Below are 16,380 nucleotides of genomic sequence, written 5' to 3' on the forward strand. Positions count from 1 at the left end.
GCAGCACGCCTTCAGGCTACGCGCCGCCCGGTCCACACGAGAATCCCGCTCCTAGTCCTCAATCCCGCTTCTTGTCCTCAATCCCGCGCCTAGTCCTCCTGCGCGTTCTCTCCGCCCTTCGCCTCTCCACGCTCGTGGATCAGGGCGGCCAGCTCGGCCGTGGCGCGGCGGGCGCGGGCCTTCTCCGAGCCCTGGATGCCCATCGCGCCGATGGTGCGGCCGTCGGAGAAGTCCAGCTTGGGCCAGGGCTCGCCGACCAGCAGGGTCACGTCCAGGACCTCCGGCCAGCTGTAGCGGTGGGTACGGATGGCGTTGACGATCGTCAGGCCCGTCTCGTCGGCCTCGACCCGCACCCGGCCCAGCAGGTGCAGGACGAAGGCCACCAGGCAGCCGAACATGACGAGCCCGATCCGGTCCACCAGCTGGAACGGCTCGGCGATGAGGACGGCCATCAGCACCGAGCCGAGGACGATCAGCGTCGCGGAGCCGTAGGCGACGATTCTCCCCCGGCGGGGACGCCAGGTGACGGGCAGCGGCGGGGGAGACATCGGCTCGGGCACGAACGGAAACCTATCGCAGGTCAGTGGAGGGTCTTCAGGAGGAGGGCGGTCTCCAGCGCGGCGATGGCCGACTCATAGCCCTTGTCCTCCTTGCTGCCCGGCAGGCCCGAGCGGTCGAGCGCCTGGTCGAGCGTCTCGCAGGTGAGCACGCCGTTGCCAACCGGGGTCTCCTCATCGAGCGAGATCCGGGTCAGGCCGGCGGTCACCGAGTCGCAGACGTACTCGAAATGCGCGGTCTCGCCCTTGATGACCGCGCCCAGCGCCACCACCGCGTCACAGCGGCGGGCCAGCGCCTGGGCGATCACCGGGATCTCCAGCGAGCCGGGCACCCGTACGACGGTGGCCGTGGCGCCGCTGTCCTCGCACGCCTGCAGCGCGCGGGCGAGGAGCTGATCGGTGATCTTGGCGTGCCAGCCGGCGGCGACCACACCCACCGTCAGTCCCGCGGCGTCCGGTGCCGCGGCTGCCGAGGGACGTCCTTCCCCGCTCATGAAGCCTCCGAGATGTCATGGCCGAGGCGGTCGCGCTTGGCCTTGAGGTAGCGCTCGTTGTAGGGGTTCATCGCCACCGGCATGGGCTCGCGGCCGAGCACCTTGATGCCGTAGCCGTCCATGCCCTTGAGCTTGGCCGGGTTGTTGGTGAGCAGCCGTACGGACTTGACGCCGAGGTCGGCCAGGATCTGCGCGGCGTTGGAGAACTCGCGGGCGTCGACCGGCAGGCCCAGCTCGATGTTGGCGTCGACGGTGTCGCTGCCGGCGTCCTGCAGGCTGTACGCCCGGAGCTTGGCCAGCAGGCCGATGCCCCGGCCCTCGTGGCCGCGCAGGTAGACGACGACGCCGCGGCCCTCCTGCGCGATCGCGGACATGGCGTGGTCGAGCTGCACGCCGCAGTCGCAGCGCAGCGAGCCGAACACGTCGCCGGTCAGGCATTCGGAGTGGGCGCGGACCAGGATGTTCTCGCCCGGCGAGTCGCCGGACAGGTCGCCGTAGACGAGCGCGATGTGCTCGCCGCCGTCGAGCGCGCTGGCGTAGCCGTAGGCCCGCCACATCCCGTACGCGTTGGGCACGTTCGTCTCGGCGACCCTGGTGACCATGCTCTCGGTCCTGCGCCGATGGTCGACCAGCTGCTCGATGGAGATGAGCGCCAGATCGTGCTCGTCGGCGAAGGTCCGCAACTCGGGCAGCCGAGCCATGGTGCCGTCGTCGTTGACGATCTCGGCCAGGACGCCCGCGGGGCTGAGCCCGGCGAGCCTGGCCAGGTCGACGGCCGCCTCGGTGTGGCCGCGCCGGCTCAGCACGCCGCCCTCGTGGTAGCGCAGCGGGAAGATGTGGCCCGGCCGGACCAGCTCGTAGGGCTCGGTGGCGGAGTCGGCGAGCGTACGGATCGTATGGGCGCGGTCGGCGGCGGAGATGCCGGTGCTCACGCCGTCGCGGGCGTCGACGCTGATCGTGTACGCGGTGCGCAGCCGCTCCCGGTTCTGGAACACCATGAGGGGCAGGCCCAGCCGGTCCAGCTCCTTGCCCTCCATCGGCACGCAGATGACGCCGCTGGTGTGCCGGATGGTGAACGTGAGCAGCTCGGGAGTGGCCTTGGAGGCGGCGAAGATGATGTCGCCCTCGTTCTCCCGGTTCTCGTCGTCGACCACCAGGACGGGCTTGCCGTTACGGATGTCGTCGATCGCCCGTTCGACCGGGTCGAGGATGGTCTCGGTCATGATGCCACCGCCAGGTCCGCGGGAGCGCTCTGGTACTCCCTGAGCCATTTCACGAAGCCGACCAGCACGAGCACGAAGAACACCCCATAGACGGCGCCGGAGACGACCAGCCCCGAGCTGAACGCCAGCGGCACGCCGACCAGGTCGACGGCCACCCAAATGATCCAGAAGTCGACCAGCGCCCGGCCCTGCGCCCAGGTGGCGACCGCGCTGCCGACGAAGATGTAGGCGTCGGCGGCCACCAGGAACGCGCCCTTCGGCAGCGGCACGCTGGCCCCCCACGACAGGTGGGTGAAGAAGAACAGCACGCCGACGAGGACGGTGCCCAGCGCCATCACGCCGATGTAGGCGGTGCGCTCGCGCGTCGTGGCCGGGCGTACGGTCAGCTGCTTGCCGCCCTCCGTGCCGCGCCGCCACGCCCACCAGCCGTAGACGGCCAGCGCTCCGAACATCACCTGCTTGAGGGCGTTGCCAGTGATTCCCGCGTTGACCGAGGCGATGAACAGCAACACCGAGCCGGTGAGCTGCACCGGCCACGTCCACACCGACTTGCGTATCGCCAGCAGGACGGTGGACAAGGCGGCGATGTTGCCGACCAGGTCCGTCCAGAGGACGTGCGTGCCGAATACCTCGAATCCGGCGTTGGCCCAGTTCACTGCTTGCCCACCAGCCTTTCCACGTACTTCGCGATCACGTCGACCTCGATGTTCACCATGTCGCCCACTTCGCGCTCGCCCATCGTGGTCAGCTTCAACGTGGTGGGGATGAGACTCACGCCGAAGCTGTCGTCGTCAACCGTGGTGACCGTCAGGCTGATTCCGTCGATGGCGATCGAACCCTTCTCCGCCACGTAACGGGCGAGGGATTCGGGGAGGGAGAAGCGGAGGTTGTCCCAGTTCGCCCCGGGTTCCCGGGAGCGCAGTACGGCGGTGCCGTCGACGTGGCCCTGCACGATGTGGCCCCCGAGACGCTGGTCGGCCCGTACGGCCCGCTCCAGGTTCACCGCGGAGCCCGCCTCCAGGGCGCCGAGGGAACTGCGGTCGAGCGACTCCTTGATCACGTCCACGGTGAACACGTCGTCCTGGACGTCCACGACGGTCAGGCAGACGCCGTTGACGGCGATCGAGTCACCGTGGCGCGCGTCGGAGGTGACGATGGGGCCGCGGACGGACAGCCGCGCCGAGTCGCCCACCGCCTCGACGGCCACGACATCGCCCTTTTCCTCGATGATTCCGGTGAACATCAACTCTCCTTGCGTGGTGGTGCGAGCACCGGCCGCGCGGTCAGCCGCAGGTCCGGTCCAATGGGGGAAACGTCGTCGAAGGCCAGCCGGTGGGTGGCGGCGATGGTCGCCACGCCCGCGTCGCCGAGCGCGGCCGGCCCGGCGCCCAGCAGGGCCGGGGCGAGGTAGGCGATGACGCGGTCGATCAGGCCCTGGCGCAGGAACGCGCCCGCGAGCGTCGGGCCGCCTTCCAGGAACACGCTGACGACCTCGCGCGCGGCCAGCTCGCGGAGGAGGGCGCTCAGGTCGAGGCCGCCGTCGTGGCGGGGCAGCCGGATCAGGTCGGCCTCGAGGCGGGTCTCGACGTCGTCGGCGACCGCGACGAGCGTGGGCTCCGCGCCGTCCAGCACCCTGGCGCCGGGCGGGGTACGCGCCTCGGAGTCGACCACCACCCGCAGCGGCACGCGTACGGCGGGCCGGGCTTGGCCGTCCGGGCTCGTCGCGTGGCTCGCGTAGGCCGGGCTGGTCGGATCGCTCGCGTCAGCCGGACGGCCCGCGTCAGCCGGGCGGCTCGGGCGGGCGGTGAGGCGTGGGTCGTCGGCGAGGATCGTGCCGATGCCGGCGACGATCGCATCGGACTCGGCGCGCAGCCGGTGGACGTCGGCCCGGGACTCGGGGGAGGTGATCCACTGGCTGGTGCCGTCGGAGGCGGCCGACCTGCCGTCGAGGGTGGCGGCGAACTTCCAGGTCACGTACGGCCTGCCGAGCCGGGCGTAGGTGAGCCACTCGGCGTTGACCCGCTCGCCCTGCTCGGCGAGCAGCCCGGACTCCACGGTCACCCCGTGCGCGCGCAACCGCGCGGCGCCTCCGGCGGCCTTGGGCGTGGGATCGGCGACCGCCACCACCACCCGGGCGATGCCCGCGTCGAGCAGCGCCAGGCTGCAGGGGCCGGTCCGGCCGGTGTGGTCACAGGGTTCGAGCGTCACGTACGCGGTGCCGCCGCGGGCTCGCTCCCCCGCCTCGCGCAGCGCGACGACCTCGGCGTGCGGGCCACCGGCGTAGGCGTGGAAGCCCTCACCGGCGACGTTCCCCGAGGCGTCGAGCACGACGCAGCCGACGACGGGGTTCGGGCTGGTGGCGCCCCGCCCGCACGCGGCCAGCTCAACGGCCCGCGCCATGTGCGCGGCGTCCGTGTCGGCATGTGTGTACGCGGCGTCCGTAGCCGCATGTGTGAGCGCGGCGTCCGTAGCCGCACGTGTGAGCGCGGCATCCGTAGCCGCATGTGTGCACGCGGCGTCCGTGACGCCATGCGCCTCGCGGGCGGCCCGCGCCGAATACGCGGGGTCCTGAGCGGGTGTCTCCACCCCGGGCCTCCAACTCGCCAGTAGCTCCAAGCCACGGCGGGCCCCGGGGGGTATGGCGGTGCGCGTACACACCACAGTGGCGCCCGGCTCAAGGCCGGACACCCGCGCGCTTCCTCCCATCCGGACTTTAACCGTCGGTCCCGGAATTTCACCGAGTCAACCGGCCGATGGCATCGGCCGGGTCGCGGACTGTAACCGCCGGTTCGGAATTTCACCGACCCCGGAGCACGCTAGCTCTCTTCTCACATCAGTCTGCCATGCCGACAAAAGCGCATGCGACCGCCCCCCACTATGCCAAACAAGCGCTCGCTTGGTCAAGGCGAGCGAGGGGATGACCGACGGTGGGCGGTGGTGTGGCGGAAGGTCAGGCAGATGGGACAGCCCAAGGTCAGGCGGCGGGACGGCGGGAGGTCAGAGGGCGGAAACGACGGGAGGTCAGGCGGCCATGAGGCGACGGGCGAGACGGGCGGCCGGGCTGTAGCGGACCTGCGCCGGAATCAGCCCCAGCCCGGTGTGCAGCGTCTTCAGCGTGGCCGTCGCCCACAGGTCGCCGACCGGGGTGGCGGGCAGGCCGTACAGCCGCCGCGCCCAGCGCGGGAGCGTCGCGAACGCCAGCAGCGTCACCCCCGGCACGACCGGCTTGAGCGGAGTGAGCAGCAGCGGAAGCGGCGCGGTGAGCGACAGGCGGAGCGGGTGCGCCGCCTCGGGGACGAACCGCAGACCGGGACGTTCCCCCTCGATGTAGTCCCGCAACTCGCCCACGGTGCCGGGGACGGAGGCCGGGTCGAGGCCGACGACCTCGGCGGCCCGTCGCCATTCCGCCACGAAGGTGTCCGCCTCGGCGTCCGTCAGCTTGACGCCGCCCCGGCGCGCCACCGACAGGTAGGAGTCGACCTCCCCCACGTGCACCCAGCGCAGCGCGTCCGGATCGTCGAGGTGGAAGCGCTCACCCGTGTCCGGATCACACGCGGTCAGCTTGGCGTGGATCCTGCGGACCCGGCGGCCGGCCCGCTCGACCTCCTCGTGCGTCCCGTACGTGCGGACGCGGACGAATTCCGTCGTCCGCGTGAAACGCGACCACGCCTCGTTCGGATCCATCAGAGAGGAGTTCTGCAGCACGCCGCGCATCGCCTTGGGGTGCAGCCCCTGCATCAGCAGCGCCCGCAATCCGCCGACCAGCAGGATCGGCTCGCCCATCACCCGCCAGGTCACCGAGTCGGGCCCGAAGAGCCCATGGTCCTCCATAAGCGGACAGTTACCCAGGTAACGCCTGCTTCATGTCACGGCATCATCTTGTTTATGCCTTGATTCCGTGATTAAGAAAGCGTCACCACGATAGATCATGACATCCCATACATGACCAGGTCAACGGCATAGAAGGCACGACCGCATCGATATTTCACAACAAAACAATCAAACCTTGGCGAAGCATTGCCTCCACCCGATCGAGCCTGCAAATCTGCCATATGGCCTGAAACTTCCCGTTCTGGCATGTTCCTTGGGAGTCCTGTTAGATGACCACACCGACGTCCACCGCACCAGAGATCGACGCGACGTCCGTGACCGAAGTACCGGAGGCGGTAGGCCGCTCGCCCGGCCAGCTCATGTGGCTGCGCTTCCGCCGGGACCGCACCGGGGTCATCTCCGCCGCGATCGTGATCTTCTTCTTCCTGGTCGCCATCCTCGCGCCCGTCATCTCCTTGGTGTACGGCAAGGACCCGTACACCCTGTACGGCCAGGACCGGCCCGGACTGCTCAACGACTTCGGCTACGCGATGGCGCCCAACGGCGGGATCAGCTCGGAGTTCTGGTTCGGCATCGAGCCCAACCTGGGCCGTGACGTGTTCATGCAGCTGGTCTACGGGATCAGGACCTCGCTCCTGATCGCGGTGGTGGCGACGATCCTCACCACCCTGATCGGCATCGTGGTCGGCATCATCGCCGGGTACGCCGGCGGCAAGACCGACTTCTTCATCGGCCGGATCATCGACCTGATGCTGTCGTTCCCGCAGGTCCTGTTCATCATCGCGTTCACGCCGGTGGTGGACCAGCTGCTGGTGCCCTCCAACGAGGAGACCCCGGTGTGGCTGCGGGCGATCACGCTGACCATCCTGCTCACCGTCTTCGGCTGGGCCGGGCTGGCCAGGCTGCTGCGCGGCCAGGTGCTGTCGATGCGCGAGCGTGAGTTCGTGGAGGCCGCCAAGGTCACCGGCGCCTCCCCCGCCAGGATCGTGTTCAAGGAGCTGCTGCCCAACCTCTGGACCCCGATCCTCATCCAGTCGACGCTGCTGCTGCCCGCCCTGGTCACGGCCGAGGCGGCGCTGTCCTTCCTGGGGGTCGGGATGGGCGAGCAGGTCCCCGACTGGGGCCGGATGTTCCTGCGGGCCACGCAGGTGTACCAGAACGACATCACCTATCTCATCTTCCCCGGCGTCGCACTGCTGATCTTCGTCATCGCCTTCAACCTGCTCGGTGACTCGGTCCGCGACGCCTTCGACCCCAAGATCAAGCGCTAGAGGAGAGAAATGAATCACCGCAAACGGTCGGCTCTCGCGGTTGTCGCGGCGGCCTCGCTGGCGTTGGTCGGCGCCTGCGCGCCGGGCAACGCGGGCGCTCCGTCGAGCGCCCCCGCGAGCGCGGGCGCCTCGTCGGCGCCGGCGGCGGCCTACAAGCCCCCGACGATCACCCTGGGCACCGCTGAGGACTCCAAGGGTCCCGCCATCCCGCCGGAGGGCGTCGTCAAGGGCGGCACCGTCACCATGATCGACCGGGACGACTTCTCCCACTTCGACCCGGCCCAGATCTACGTCAACACCGAGGCGAACTTCGGCCTGCTCATCAGCCGCGGCCTGACCGGTTACAAGCGGATCGCCAAGGGCGACTACAAGCTGGTCGGCGACCTGGCCACCGACGCGGGCACACCGTCCGACGGCGGCAAGACCTGGACGTTCACCCTGAAGGACGGGGTGAAGTGGCAGGACGGCAGCCCGATCACCTCCGGCGACGTGAAGTGGTCCGTCGAGCGGATGTTCGCCCCCTTCATCACCTTCGGGCCGCAGTACGTTCAGCAGTGGCTCACCGACACCGACTACAAGAAGGCCTACCCGGGCCCGTACGGCGGCAAGGAACTCGACAACATCGAGACCCCTGACGACAAGACGATCGTCTTCAAGTTCAAGGCCCCGCACGCCGACGCCGGCTACGCCTTCGCCATGGCGGGCTACAACATCGTGCCCAAGGCCAAGGACACCAAGGAGAAGTACGACAAGGAGCCCGTCTCCTCCGGTCCGTACATCATCAAGTCGCACATCGTCGACAAGTCCCTCGAGCTGGCCCGCAACCCCAACTGGGACGCGGCCACCGACCCGATCCGCGGCGCGTACCCGGACGTGTGGAAGATGGAGTTCGGCCAGGAGGCCACTCAGATCACCGACCGGTTCGTGGCCGACGCGGGCCCCGACCAGACGGCGTTCACCTTCTACGCCAACACCCCGGCCGAGCGGCTGCAGCAGGTGCTGGGCGACGCGAGCCTGGCCGACCGCCGCCTGATCAGCCCCTCGCCGTACGGCAACTACTACTACTTCAACCTCGACCGGGTGAAGGACCAGAAGATCCGCCAGGCGATCAACTACGCCTGGCCGGCCAAGCAGATCCAGCAGGCGCTGGGCGGCCCGCAGGCCGTGGCGCTGCCGACGACGATCCTCAACGAGAACACCACGGTCGGCTACAAGCCGTACGACCTGTTCGGGAAGACGACCAAGCCCGAGGGCGACATCGAGAAGGCCAAGCAGCTGCTGGCCGAGTCGAGCAACCCCCACCCGACCATCGTCTACGCCTACAACAACCTGCCCACCCAGGAACCGGTCACCTTGGTGATCAAGAACGCCCTGGAGAAGGCCGGGATCAAGGTCGTGGCCAAGTCGCTGGACCGTAAGACGTACTACGACTCGATCAGCCAGACGAAGAACGAGTTCGACCTGTACTGGGGCGGCTGGGGCGCCGACTGGCCGTCCGGCTCCACCGTGATGCCGGTCATCTTCGGCCCGATCTCCGACGGCGGCCAGAACATGAGCCACCTGAACGACCCGACGATCACGGCCGAGATGAAGAAGATCTCCGAGAACCCGGACATCAACGCGGCCAACGAGGCCTGGATGAACCTCGACAAGCAGATCCAGGAGACGATCACCCCGGTGGTCGTGGCCGAGAACCGGATCGCCACCATGCTGCACGGCTCCAAGGTGGGCGGCGCCGAGATCGACCCGCAGCAGTGGATCGTCTCGCCGAACACCATCTTCGTGAAGCAGTAGCACCGCCGCTCCGGGCACCGTAGCGGTGCCCGGAGCGCCCTTTTGGAGATCTCGTGCTTCGATTCCTGACCCGCCGCGTCATCGGCGCCGCGGTCATCCTCGTGATCATCTCGGGGGTGACCTTCTTCCTGTTCTTCGTGATCCCCGCCGACCCGGCGCGGCTGGCGTGCGGCAAGGTCTGCCCGCCGGAGACGCTGGCGCAGGCCAGGCACAACCTGGGCCTCGACCAGCCGGTCGTGGTGCAGTTCGTGTCGTGGCTCGGGGGGATCTTCTTCGGCCGGAACTACGAGGGCCTCGGCAACTGCCCGGCGCCCTGTCTCGGCTACTCCTTCGTCAACCGCGCCCCGGTCTTCGAGACGATCATCGACCGGCTGCCCGTCACCATCGCGCTGACGATCGGCGCCTCGGTGATCTTCCTGACGTTCGGCGTGGCCACCGGCATCCTCGCCGCGCTGCGCCAGGGCAAGCCGCTCGACAAGATCGCCAGCATCTCGTCGCTGGTCGGCGCCTCGATGCAGATCTACTTCGTCGGCACGCTGACCATGTACTTCTTCGTCTACCAGGCGCACATCTTCCCGCAGCCCAAGTACATCCCGATCACCGAGGATCCGCTCGGCTGGTTCGGGGGGCTGCTCCTGCCCTGGATCGTGCTGGCGATCATCTTCACCGCCAACTACACCAGGATGACCCGCTCCACGATGGTGGAGAACCTGGCTGAGGACTACGTACGAACCGCCAGGGCCAAGGGCATGTCCGGCAGGAGCGTGGTGCTGCGCTTCGCCCTGCGCGGCACGCTGACCCCGATCGTCACCATCTTCGGCGTGGACCTGGGCCAGCTCATCGGCGGCGCGATCATCACCGAGACCACGTTCGGGCTGCAGGGGATCGGCCGCCTGTCGGTCCGCGCGGTCGACAACTCCGACCTGCCCACCCTGATGGCCACCGTCCTGGTGGCGGCGGGCGCGATCGTGGTGATGAACATCGTCGTCGACGCCCTGTACGCCGTCATCGATCCCCGCGTGAGGCTGAGCTGATGTTCCTTGAGGTCAACGAGCTCACCGTCGACTTCCACACCGAGGACGGCGTGGTCCACGCGGTGGACCGGCTCTCGTTCCAGGTGGAGCAGGGGAGCACGCTCGGCATCGTGGGAGAGTCGGGCTCGGGCAAGTCGGTGACGAACCTGGCCGTGCTCGGCCTGCACAACCCGGAGACGGCGAAGATCTCCGGCAGCATCACCTTCGACGGCCAGGAGCTGATCGGCGCCTCCAGGTCCACGATGGAGAAGCTGCGCGGCGACCGGATCGCGATGATCTTCCAGGACCCGCTGACGTCGCTGTCTCCGTTCCACACGATCGGCGCGCAGATCGCCGAGGTGTACCGCAAGCACAAGGGCGTCTCGCGCTCGTCCGCGCGGGACCGGGCGATCGAGATGCTGGACCGGGTCGGCATCCCGCAGCCGAAGGTCCGCGTCGACGACTACCCGCACCAGTTCTCCGGGGGCATGCGCCAGCGCGCGATGATCGCCATGGCGCTGGTCTGCGATCCCGGGCTGCTGATCGCCGACGAGCCGACGACCGCGCTCGACGTCACCGTACAGGCGCAGATCCTCGACCTGCTGAGCGAGCTGCAGGAGCAGTCGGGCACGGCGATCGTCCTGATCACCCACGACCTGGGCGTGGTGGCCAACACCGCGCACGACGTGCTGGTCATGTACGCGGGGCGGGCCGTGGAGCGGGGCACGATGCACGAGGTGCTGCGCGAGCCGCGCCATCCGTACACCTGGGGGCTGCTGGGCTCGATGCCCAGCCTGCGCCGCCCGGTGGACCTGCCGCTGGAGCCGGTGCGCGGCACCCCGCCCAGCCTGATCAACCTGCCGTCCGGCTGCCCGTTCCACCCGCGCTGCGACTACATGAAGCTGCTGGGCAAGGAGGTGTGTGCCGGTGATCGGCCCGAGCTGTCGCCCGAACACGGCCACGGCGACGCGTGCTTCCTGACGCTCAAACAGAAGGCGGAGCAGCGCCGGCGACCAGTTGAGGAGACGAAGTGACGGAGAAGCTGCTGGAGCTGTCCGGGGTGGTGAAGCACTTCCCCGTCAGAGGCGGCTTCCTGGTCAAGCACCAGGTCGGCGTGGTGCACGCGGTCGACGGCATCGACCTGACGGTGCACGCGGGCGAGACGCTCGGCCTGGTCGGTGAGTCGGGCTGCGGCAAGTCGACGACCGGACGGCTGGCGGCCCGGCTGCTGGAGCCGACCGGCGGCAGCATCACCTATGACGGCCGCGACATCACCCACGCGGGTCGCCGCGAGCTCAAGCCGATCAGGCCCGAGATCCAGATGGTCTTCCAGGACCCGTACTCGTCGCTGAACCCGCGGCACACGGTCGGCTCGATCATCCGCGGCCCGATGGACATCAACGACATCAACCCGCCCGGCGGCCGGGAGGCGCGTGCCAGGGAGCTGCTGGAGATCGTCGGCCTGAACCCGGAGCACTACAACCGCTTCCCGCACGAGTTCTCCGGCGGGCAGCGGCAGCGCATCGGTGTCGCCAGGGCCCTGGCCCTGGAGCCCCGGCTGATCGTGGCCGACGAGCCGGTGTCCGCGCTGGACGTGTCGATCCAGGCTCAGGTGATCAACCTGCTGCAGCAGTTGCAGCGGGACATGGGGATCGCGTTCCTGTTCATCGCGCACGACCTGGCGGTGGTCCGGCACTTCTCGCAGCGGGTCGCGGTCATGTACCTGGGGAAGATCGTCGAGATCGCGGACCGGGACTCGCTCTATGAGCGGCCGCGCCATCCGTACACACACGCCCTGCTGTCGGCGGTGCCGGACGCGGACGTGGAGGGGCCGGCGCGGCAGCGGATCCGGCTGGCGGGGGACGTACCGTCGCCGCTCAACCCGCCGTCGGGGTGCCGCTTCCGTACGCGGTGCTGGAAGGCGCAGGAGAAGTGCGAGGTGGAGGAGCCGCCGCTGACGCGGCTGTCCGGCAACCGCGACGGCCACCTGACCGCCTGCCACTTCCCCGAGGCGCCCACCACTCAGGGCGAGGACGTGGTGCTGGACCCGGCGCTGGCCTGATCGCTGTAGTCCGACCGTCCGGCCCGCCGTGCTCTCACGGCGGGCCGGACGTCTTTCACAACCGGTCGGCAGCCTGTTCGGCCTGAGACCGTTCGGCCTGAGCTTGTTCGGCCTGGGACCGGAGGGCGTCGACCGCCGCCGCCGGGTCCGAGGCGCCATAGACGGCGCTCCCCGCCACGAAGACGTCCGCCCCGGCCACCACGCAGCGCTCGATGGTGTCCGCGTCCACTCCCCCGTCCACCTGGAGCCAGATCTGCCCGCCGTGCCGCTCGATCAGGGCGCGGGCCCGGCGAACCTTGGGCAGCACCATGTCGAGGAACTTCTGCCCCCCGAACCCCGGCTCGACCGTCATCAGCAGGAGCATGTCGATCTCACCCAGCAGATCCTCGTAGGGTTCGATCGCCGTGGCCGGGTTGAACGCGATGGCCGCCCGCGCGCCCAGCGACCGGATCTCGCGCAGCGTGCGCACCGGCGACTTCGCCGCCTCCACGTGGATCGTGACGCTGCCCGCGCCCGCCTCGGCGTAGGGCGGGGCCCAGCGGTCGGGGTCCTCGATCATGAGGTGGCAGTCGAGCGGCATCGAGGTCGCCTTACGCAGCGCCTCGACCACGGGCAGCCCGAGGGTCAGGTTGGGCACGAAGTGGTTGTCCATGACATCCACGTGCAGCCAGTCGGCATTGGTGACGGCCGCGGCTTCGTCGGCGAGCCTGGCGAAGTCGGCGGCAAGGATGCTGGGCGAGATCTGTAGGGCCATGATGGTCAGAGTCTATTGAACGGCGCCGCCCGTGGCGGTGCGGGGCCTTCGCCAGTGAGCGGGTTTCACCGGCGGTCCCGTAGCCGGCGCAGCGAGGCCAGGCCGAGCGCGTGTCATAGGCGTCCAGCAATCGCGGTGCCGGCACCGTCCGGGGAAGCCGCCGCGAGATCGCGATCTCCCTGCGGTGGAAGGCCGCCACCGCCGGCGCCGTCAACGTACTCGCTGCCTTCACGAATGCACCCCCGCCACCGGCCAGACGCACGCGCGCGGCCAAGCCCTCGGATAACCCGCCCGGCTGACTGACCGCGCCGATCACCCTGTCACCGAGCAGCCGCTCGATCCTGTCTTCGGGGAAATCATGGCGGGCAACGCTTCGCTGGCCACGAAGGAGCACCTGGACCAGCTTGAGCAGCGCCTCAGTGATCGCCTAAATGACCTGAAGGACCTGACCGATGGGCGCTTCGGTCAGGTTGGTGAGCGCTTCGAGCAGATGGATGAGCGCTTCGGTCAGGTTAACGCCAAACTGGACCAAATCCTGGTGGCTCTGGCGCAAACGCCGTCGCGCTGAGCTCTGGCTGAGACGATCAGGGGCTCGACCGGCTGAAGAGCGAGGGCCGCATCGGTCCACACACCGCCCGCGAGCGCACAGATGCGCACGCGGCGGCTTGCCCCACGAACTCTCCATCAGCAGGAATCAGCCGAGCGGGACCTCTGCCGAGCGGGAGGGAATGGCGTCGAGCGTGGCGAGCATGGCGCGGTCGAAGGTGATCGCACCGGCGGCGATGTTCTCTTCGAGGTGCTCGATGCCGGCGGTGCCGGGGATGAGCAGGACGTGCGGCGCGTGGTGCAGCAGCCAGGCGAGGCCGACCTGTGCGGGCGTGCGGCCGAGGGACGCCGCCGCGGCGAGGACGGCCGCTTCGTCGGTCACCTTCGGCATCTGGGGGAAGGCGCCGCCGAGGGGGAAGAACGGCACCCAGGCGATGTTCTCGGTCCGGCAGAGTTCGAGCACGGCTTCGTCGTCGCGGGTGACGAGGCTGTAGGCGTTCTGCACGCAGACGATGCCGGCGGGGATCGCTCGGCGCAGCCCGTCGAGGGTGACGCTGCCCAGCCCGAGCGCGCCGATCTTGCCCTCGTCACGCATCGCCGTCATCACGGCGAGCTGGTCGTCGATGTCGACCACCTGATCGCCCGTGGCCCGCACTCCGGGACCGGAGTCGGTACGGCGCAGGTTCACGACCGGGATCTGCTCCAGGCCGAGGCTGATGAGGTTGTCCTCGACGCTGGCGCGGAGTTCTTCGGGCCGCTGTGCGAGCCGCAGCGGGATCGGACCGTCGGGGTCGGGGGTGGCGCCGACCTTGCTGACGACCATGACATCGTCCTCCGGCCGGATCGCCTCGCGGAGGAGCCCGTTGACGAAGCCGTTGCCGTAGAACTGGGCGGTGTCGATGTGGTCGACGCCGAAGTCGATCGCCCGGCGCAGGACCGCCAGGGCCGCGTCACGATCGTCGTGCAGGCGTCCGAGCTGCATGGCGCCATATCCGATGCGGGACACGGTACGCCCGGCGAACTGAGCGGTGCCGCCGGGCCGAGGAGCATTGATCGACTCGTCGGAAAGGGTGTTGCTGGAGGTCATGAGAATCCGTCCAGGTAAGATTCGGGAGATATCGGAGGAGCCTCCGGTATCTCTGACCGACTATAGAGCAATATCGGAGGTACCTCCACTTTGGCTTCGCCCGAACCGGCGTCCGCCGGCACTTCCGCGGAACAGCCGGCCATGACACAGCGTCCGCTCCGCGCCCACGCACAGCGCAACCGGGACAAGCTCATCGCCGTCGCCCGGACCGCCTTCGCGGCCGCCGACGACACCGTCCCGCTCGAAGGCATCGCCCGTGAGGCGGGCGTCGGGATCGGCACCCTCTATCGCCATTTCCCCACCCGCGAAGCGCTCGTGGAGGCGGTCTACGCCGCCGAACTCGACAACATCACCACGAGCGTCCCGGCCCTGCTCGACCAGCTCCCGCCGCAGCTCGCGCTGCGCGCCTGGCTGGACAGCTACGGGGCGTTCGCCGCGATGAAACGCGGCATGGCCGACGCACTGCGCGCCGGCCAGGCCTCAGGCCGCATCCCGACAGCCACCACCAGGGAACGCATCACCAGCGCGATCGCGACGATCCTCGCCAAGGGCGCCGACACGGGCTCACTCCGTGCGGACGTCGACCCCGACGACGTCGCGGCGATGCTCCTTGGCATCTTTCTCGCCACGACGGCCCTCGATGCACCCGAGCAGACCAGCCGCCTCCTCGACCTGCTCGTCGACGCCCTACTCCCCAATCCAGGCCGCTAGCGGGGGTGCGGGGCAGCCCGAAGGATCATTTCGTGTCCCAGATACACCAACGCCTAACAACCCTCGTCTCCGAAGCCGGCTACCGCAGCGACGAACCGATCGTGGTCGGGATGCGGCAAGGCGGCGCGCCACCCGTACTCCTCGCCCAAGGGCTGTCAGTGACCGCCGCGACGCTCGCCTACGCGGCATCGCTGTCGAAACAGATGACCGCGGCCTGCGCGGCGCTGCTTGCCCAAGATGGCGCCCTGGACATGGAATCGACCCTGTCGCGCTGGCTTCCCCACCTACCGGCGTGGGCCGGCACCATCCGGCTCCGGCACCTCGTCCATCACACGGCCGCCCTTCCCATAGACGCCGAGATCGATGCCCTCATCACCGGCGACGCCGACCGGACCACCCCAGGCATCATCCGAGCACTCGGCCAGTTCCCGGACCTGGACCGTCGGCCGGGCACCGAACACGTCTATTCCAACGCCGGATACGTCTGCCTGGCCGCGGTGGTGGAACGGGCGGCAGACATGCCGCTGCCCGACTTCGCCCAGCACAACCTCTTCGTCCCGCTCGCGATGGCGGACACCCGCTACTGGCCCGGGCCTGACCCAACGCCCCCGGGCGCCGCGCCGCTCGCCCGTCTTCATCCCGCCCCGCTGTCCCTGGGTGACGGAGGGGTATGGACTACTGTCAGCGATCTGCTGCGCTGGGGCCAGGCGCTCAACGCCGATGAACTCGGCATCTCGGGGCTCCTGCAGACTCCTGGACGCCTCGATGACGGGAGGCCGATCGACTACGCCTGGGGCGTCGGCGTCCGATCACACGCCGGGCACCGCGTCTATCGGCACGGAGGAGGCTGGACGGGCCTGCGTGCCCTGCACGCCCGAGTACCCGACCTGGACCTGAGCGTGGCTCTCCTGGCGATCAACGACCACACCGAACGCCGAGTCCCGCTCCTCGACGCCCTTCTCGATGAGGTGACCAGTTCGAGCTTCCCGTCGAAGGACGAGCGGGCCTGATTCCCAGCGCCCATCACGCCGGGAAAC

17 protein-coding genes and 1 riboswitch are annotated in these 16,380 nt (G+C 69.1%); of the genes, 8 read left to right on the plus strand and 9 right to left on the minus strand.

Annotated elements, in window-relative coordinates:
* Window positions 1–89: 89 nt before the first annotated feature.
* The 7 genes from AB0H88_RS01165 to AB0H88_RS01195 form a co-directional block, all read right to left on the minus strand.
* Window positions 90–560, minus strand: a complete 471-nt coding sequence (locus AB0H88_RS01165; protein ID WP_357639654.1) for a PH domain-containing protein — start codon at window positions 558–560, stop codon at window positions 90–92.
* Between the two features lie 20 nt (window positions 561–580).
* The gene (gene ribH / locus AB0H88_RS01170; RefSeq protein WP_357639657.1) at window positions 581–1,051 is read right to left on the minus strand and encodes a 6,7-dimethyl-8-ribityllumazine synthase; all 471 of its coding nucleotides are present in this window, start codon (window positions 1,049–1,051) and stop codon (window positions 581–583) included.
* Complete coding sequence (locus AB0H88_RS01175; RefSeq protein ID WP_357639659.1) at window positions 1,048–2,274, minus strand: bifunctional 3,4-dihydroxy-2-butanone-4-phosphate synthase/GTP cyclohydrolase II; 1,227 nt, start codon at window positions 2,272–2,274, stop codon at window positions 1,048–1,050. Before AB0H88_RS01175 ends, ribH begins: the two co-directional genes overlap by 4 nt.
* Window positions 2,271–2,930 carry a nicotinamide mononucleotide transporter family protein gene (locus AB0H88_RS01180; RefSeq protein ID WP_357639662.1) on the minus strand — a complete coding sequence of 220 codons (660 nt, stop codon included), beginning with the start codon at window positions 2,928–2,930 and terminating at the stop codon, window positions 2,271–2,273. The genes AB0H88_RS01175 and AB0H88_RS01180 overlap by 4 nt, the downstream gene beginning before the upstream one ends.
* On the minus strand, window positions 2,927–3,517 hold the full coding sequence (locus tag AB0H88_RS01185; RefSeq protein ID WP_357639664.1) for a riboflavin synthase: 591 nt from the start codon (window positions 3,515–3,517) through the stop codon (window positions 2,927–2,929). The genes AB0H88_RS01180 and AB0H88_RS01185 overlap by 4 nt, the downstream gene beginning before the upstream one ends.
* Window positions 3,517–4,980 carry a bifunctional diaminohydroxyphosphoribosylaminopyrimidine deaminase/5-amino-6-(5-phosphoribosylamino)uracil reductase RibD gene (gene ribD / locus AB0H88_RS01190; protein WP_357639667.1) on the minus strand — a complete coding sequence of 488 codons (1,464 nt, stop codon included), beginning with the start codon at window positions 4,978–4,980 and terminating at the stop codon, window positions 3,517–3,519. The genes AB0H88_RS01185 and ribD overlap by 1 nt, the downstream gene beginning before the upstream one ends.
* Window positions 4,963–5,093: riboswitch (FMN riboswitch) on the minus strand. (Overlaps the previous gene by 18 nt.)
* 202 nt (window positions 5,094–5,295) lie before the next feature.
* Window positions 5,296–6,105, minus strand: a complete 810-nt coding sequence (locus AB0H88_RS01195) for an oxygenase MpaB family protein (protein WP_357639669.1) — start codon at window positions 6,103–6,105, stop codon at window positions 5,296–5,298.
* 269 nt (window positions 6,106–6,374) lie between these two features.
* On the opposite strand from AB0H88_RS01195, the gene AB0H88_RS01200 reads away from it, so the two are divergent.
* From AB0H88_RS01200 to AB0H88_RS01220, 5 genes are read left to right on the plus strand one after another with little or no spacing between them, the layout of a single operon-like run.
* Window positions 6,375–7,376, plus strand: a complete 1,002-nt coding sequence (locus AB0H88_RS01200) for an ABC transporter permease (RefSeq protein WP_357639671.1) — start codon at window positions 6,375–6,377, stop codon at window positions 7,374–7,376.
* Window positions 7,377–7,385: 9 nt separating this feature from the next.
* Window positions 7,386–9,170, plus strand: a complete 1,785-nt coding sequence (locus tag AB0H88_RS01205) for an ABC transporter substrate-binding protein (RefSeq protein WP_357639673.1) — start codon at window positions 7,386–7,388, stop codon at window positions 9,168–9,170.
* 53 nt (window positions 9,171–9,223) lie between these two features.
* A complete protein-coding gene (locus tag AB0H88_RS01210) occupies window positions 9,224–10,204 on the plus strand; it encodes an ABC transporter permease (protein WP_357639676.1) in 981 nt (326 codons plus the stop codon).
* Window positions 10,204–11,217 carry an ABC transporter ATP-binding protein gene (locus AB0H88_RS01215; RefSeq protein WP_357639677.1) on the plus strand — a complete coding sequence of 338 codons (1,014 nt, stop codon included), beginning with the start codon at window positions 10,204–10,206 and terminating at the stop codon, window positions 11,215–11,217. The genes AB0H88_RS01210 and AB0H88_RS01215 overlap by 1 nt, the downstream gene beginning before the upstream one ends.
* Window positions 11,214–12,245 (plus strand): dipeptide ABC transporter ATP-binding protein, encoded by a 1,032-nt coding sequence (locus AB0H88_RS01220; protein WP_357639680.1) that lies wholly within the window; start codon window positions 11,214–11,216, stop codon window positions 12,243–12,245. Before AB0H88_RS01215 ends, AB0H88_RS01220 begins: the two co-directional genes overlap by 4 nt.
* A gap of 55 nt (window positions 12,246–12,300) precedes the next feature.
* On the opposite strand, the gene rpe is transcribed toward AB0H88_RS01220, so the two are convergent.
* Window positions 12,301–12,999, minus strand: a complete 699-nt coding sequence (gene rpe, locus AB0H88_RS01225; RefSeq protein WP_357639683.1) for a ribulose-phosphate 3-epimerase — start codon at window positions 12,997–12,999, stop codon at window positions 12,301–12,303.
* Between the two features lie 358 nt (window positions 13,000–13,357).
* Here rpe and AB0H88_RS01230 point away from each other — a divergent pair, with 358 nt between their 5' ends.
* Window positions 13,358–13,567, plus strand: coding sequence for a hypothetical protein (locus AB0H88_RS01230; protein WP_357639685.1), 210 nt, complete (start codon window positions 13,358–13,360; stop codon window positions 13,565–13,567).
* Window positions 13,568–13,693: 126 nt separating this feature from the next.
* Here AB0H88_RS01230 and AB0H88_RS01235 read toward each other — a convergent pair whose 3' ends face one another.
* Window positions 13,694–14,632: an aldo/keto reductase gene (locus AB0H88_RS01235; RefSeq protein ID WP_357639687.1), complete on the minus strand. Its 939-nt coding sequence runs from the start codon at window positions 14,630–14,632 to the stop codon at window positions 13,694–13,696.
* Window positions 14,633–14,773: 141 nt separating this feature from the next.
* Here AB0H88_RS01235 and AB0H88_RS01240 point away from each other — a divergent pair, with 141 nt between their 5' ends.
* Together AB0H88_RS01240 and AB0H88_RS01245 are read left to right on the plus strand one after the other, a co-directional pair.
* Entirely contained in the window at window positions 14,774–15,343 is a 570-nt protein-coding gene (locus AB0H88_RS01240; protein WP_357639690.1) for a TetR/AcrR family transcriptional regulator, read from the plus strand.
* Between the two features lie 32 nt (window positions 15,344–15,375).
* Complete coding sequence (locus AB0H88_RS01245; protein ID WP_357639692.1) at window positions 15,376–16,353, plus strand: serine hydrolase domain-containing protein; 978 nt, start codon at window positions 15,376–15,378, stop codon at window positions 16,351–16,353.
* Window positions 16,354–16,380 lie beyond the last annotated feature (27 nt).

Origin of the sequence: Nonomuraea sp. NPDC050680 (genome assembly GCF_040654555.1) — a bacterium.
Classification (GTDB): Bacteria; Actinomycetota; Actinomycetes; order Streptosporangiales; family Streptosporangiaceae; genus Nonomuraea.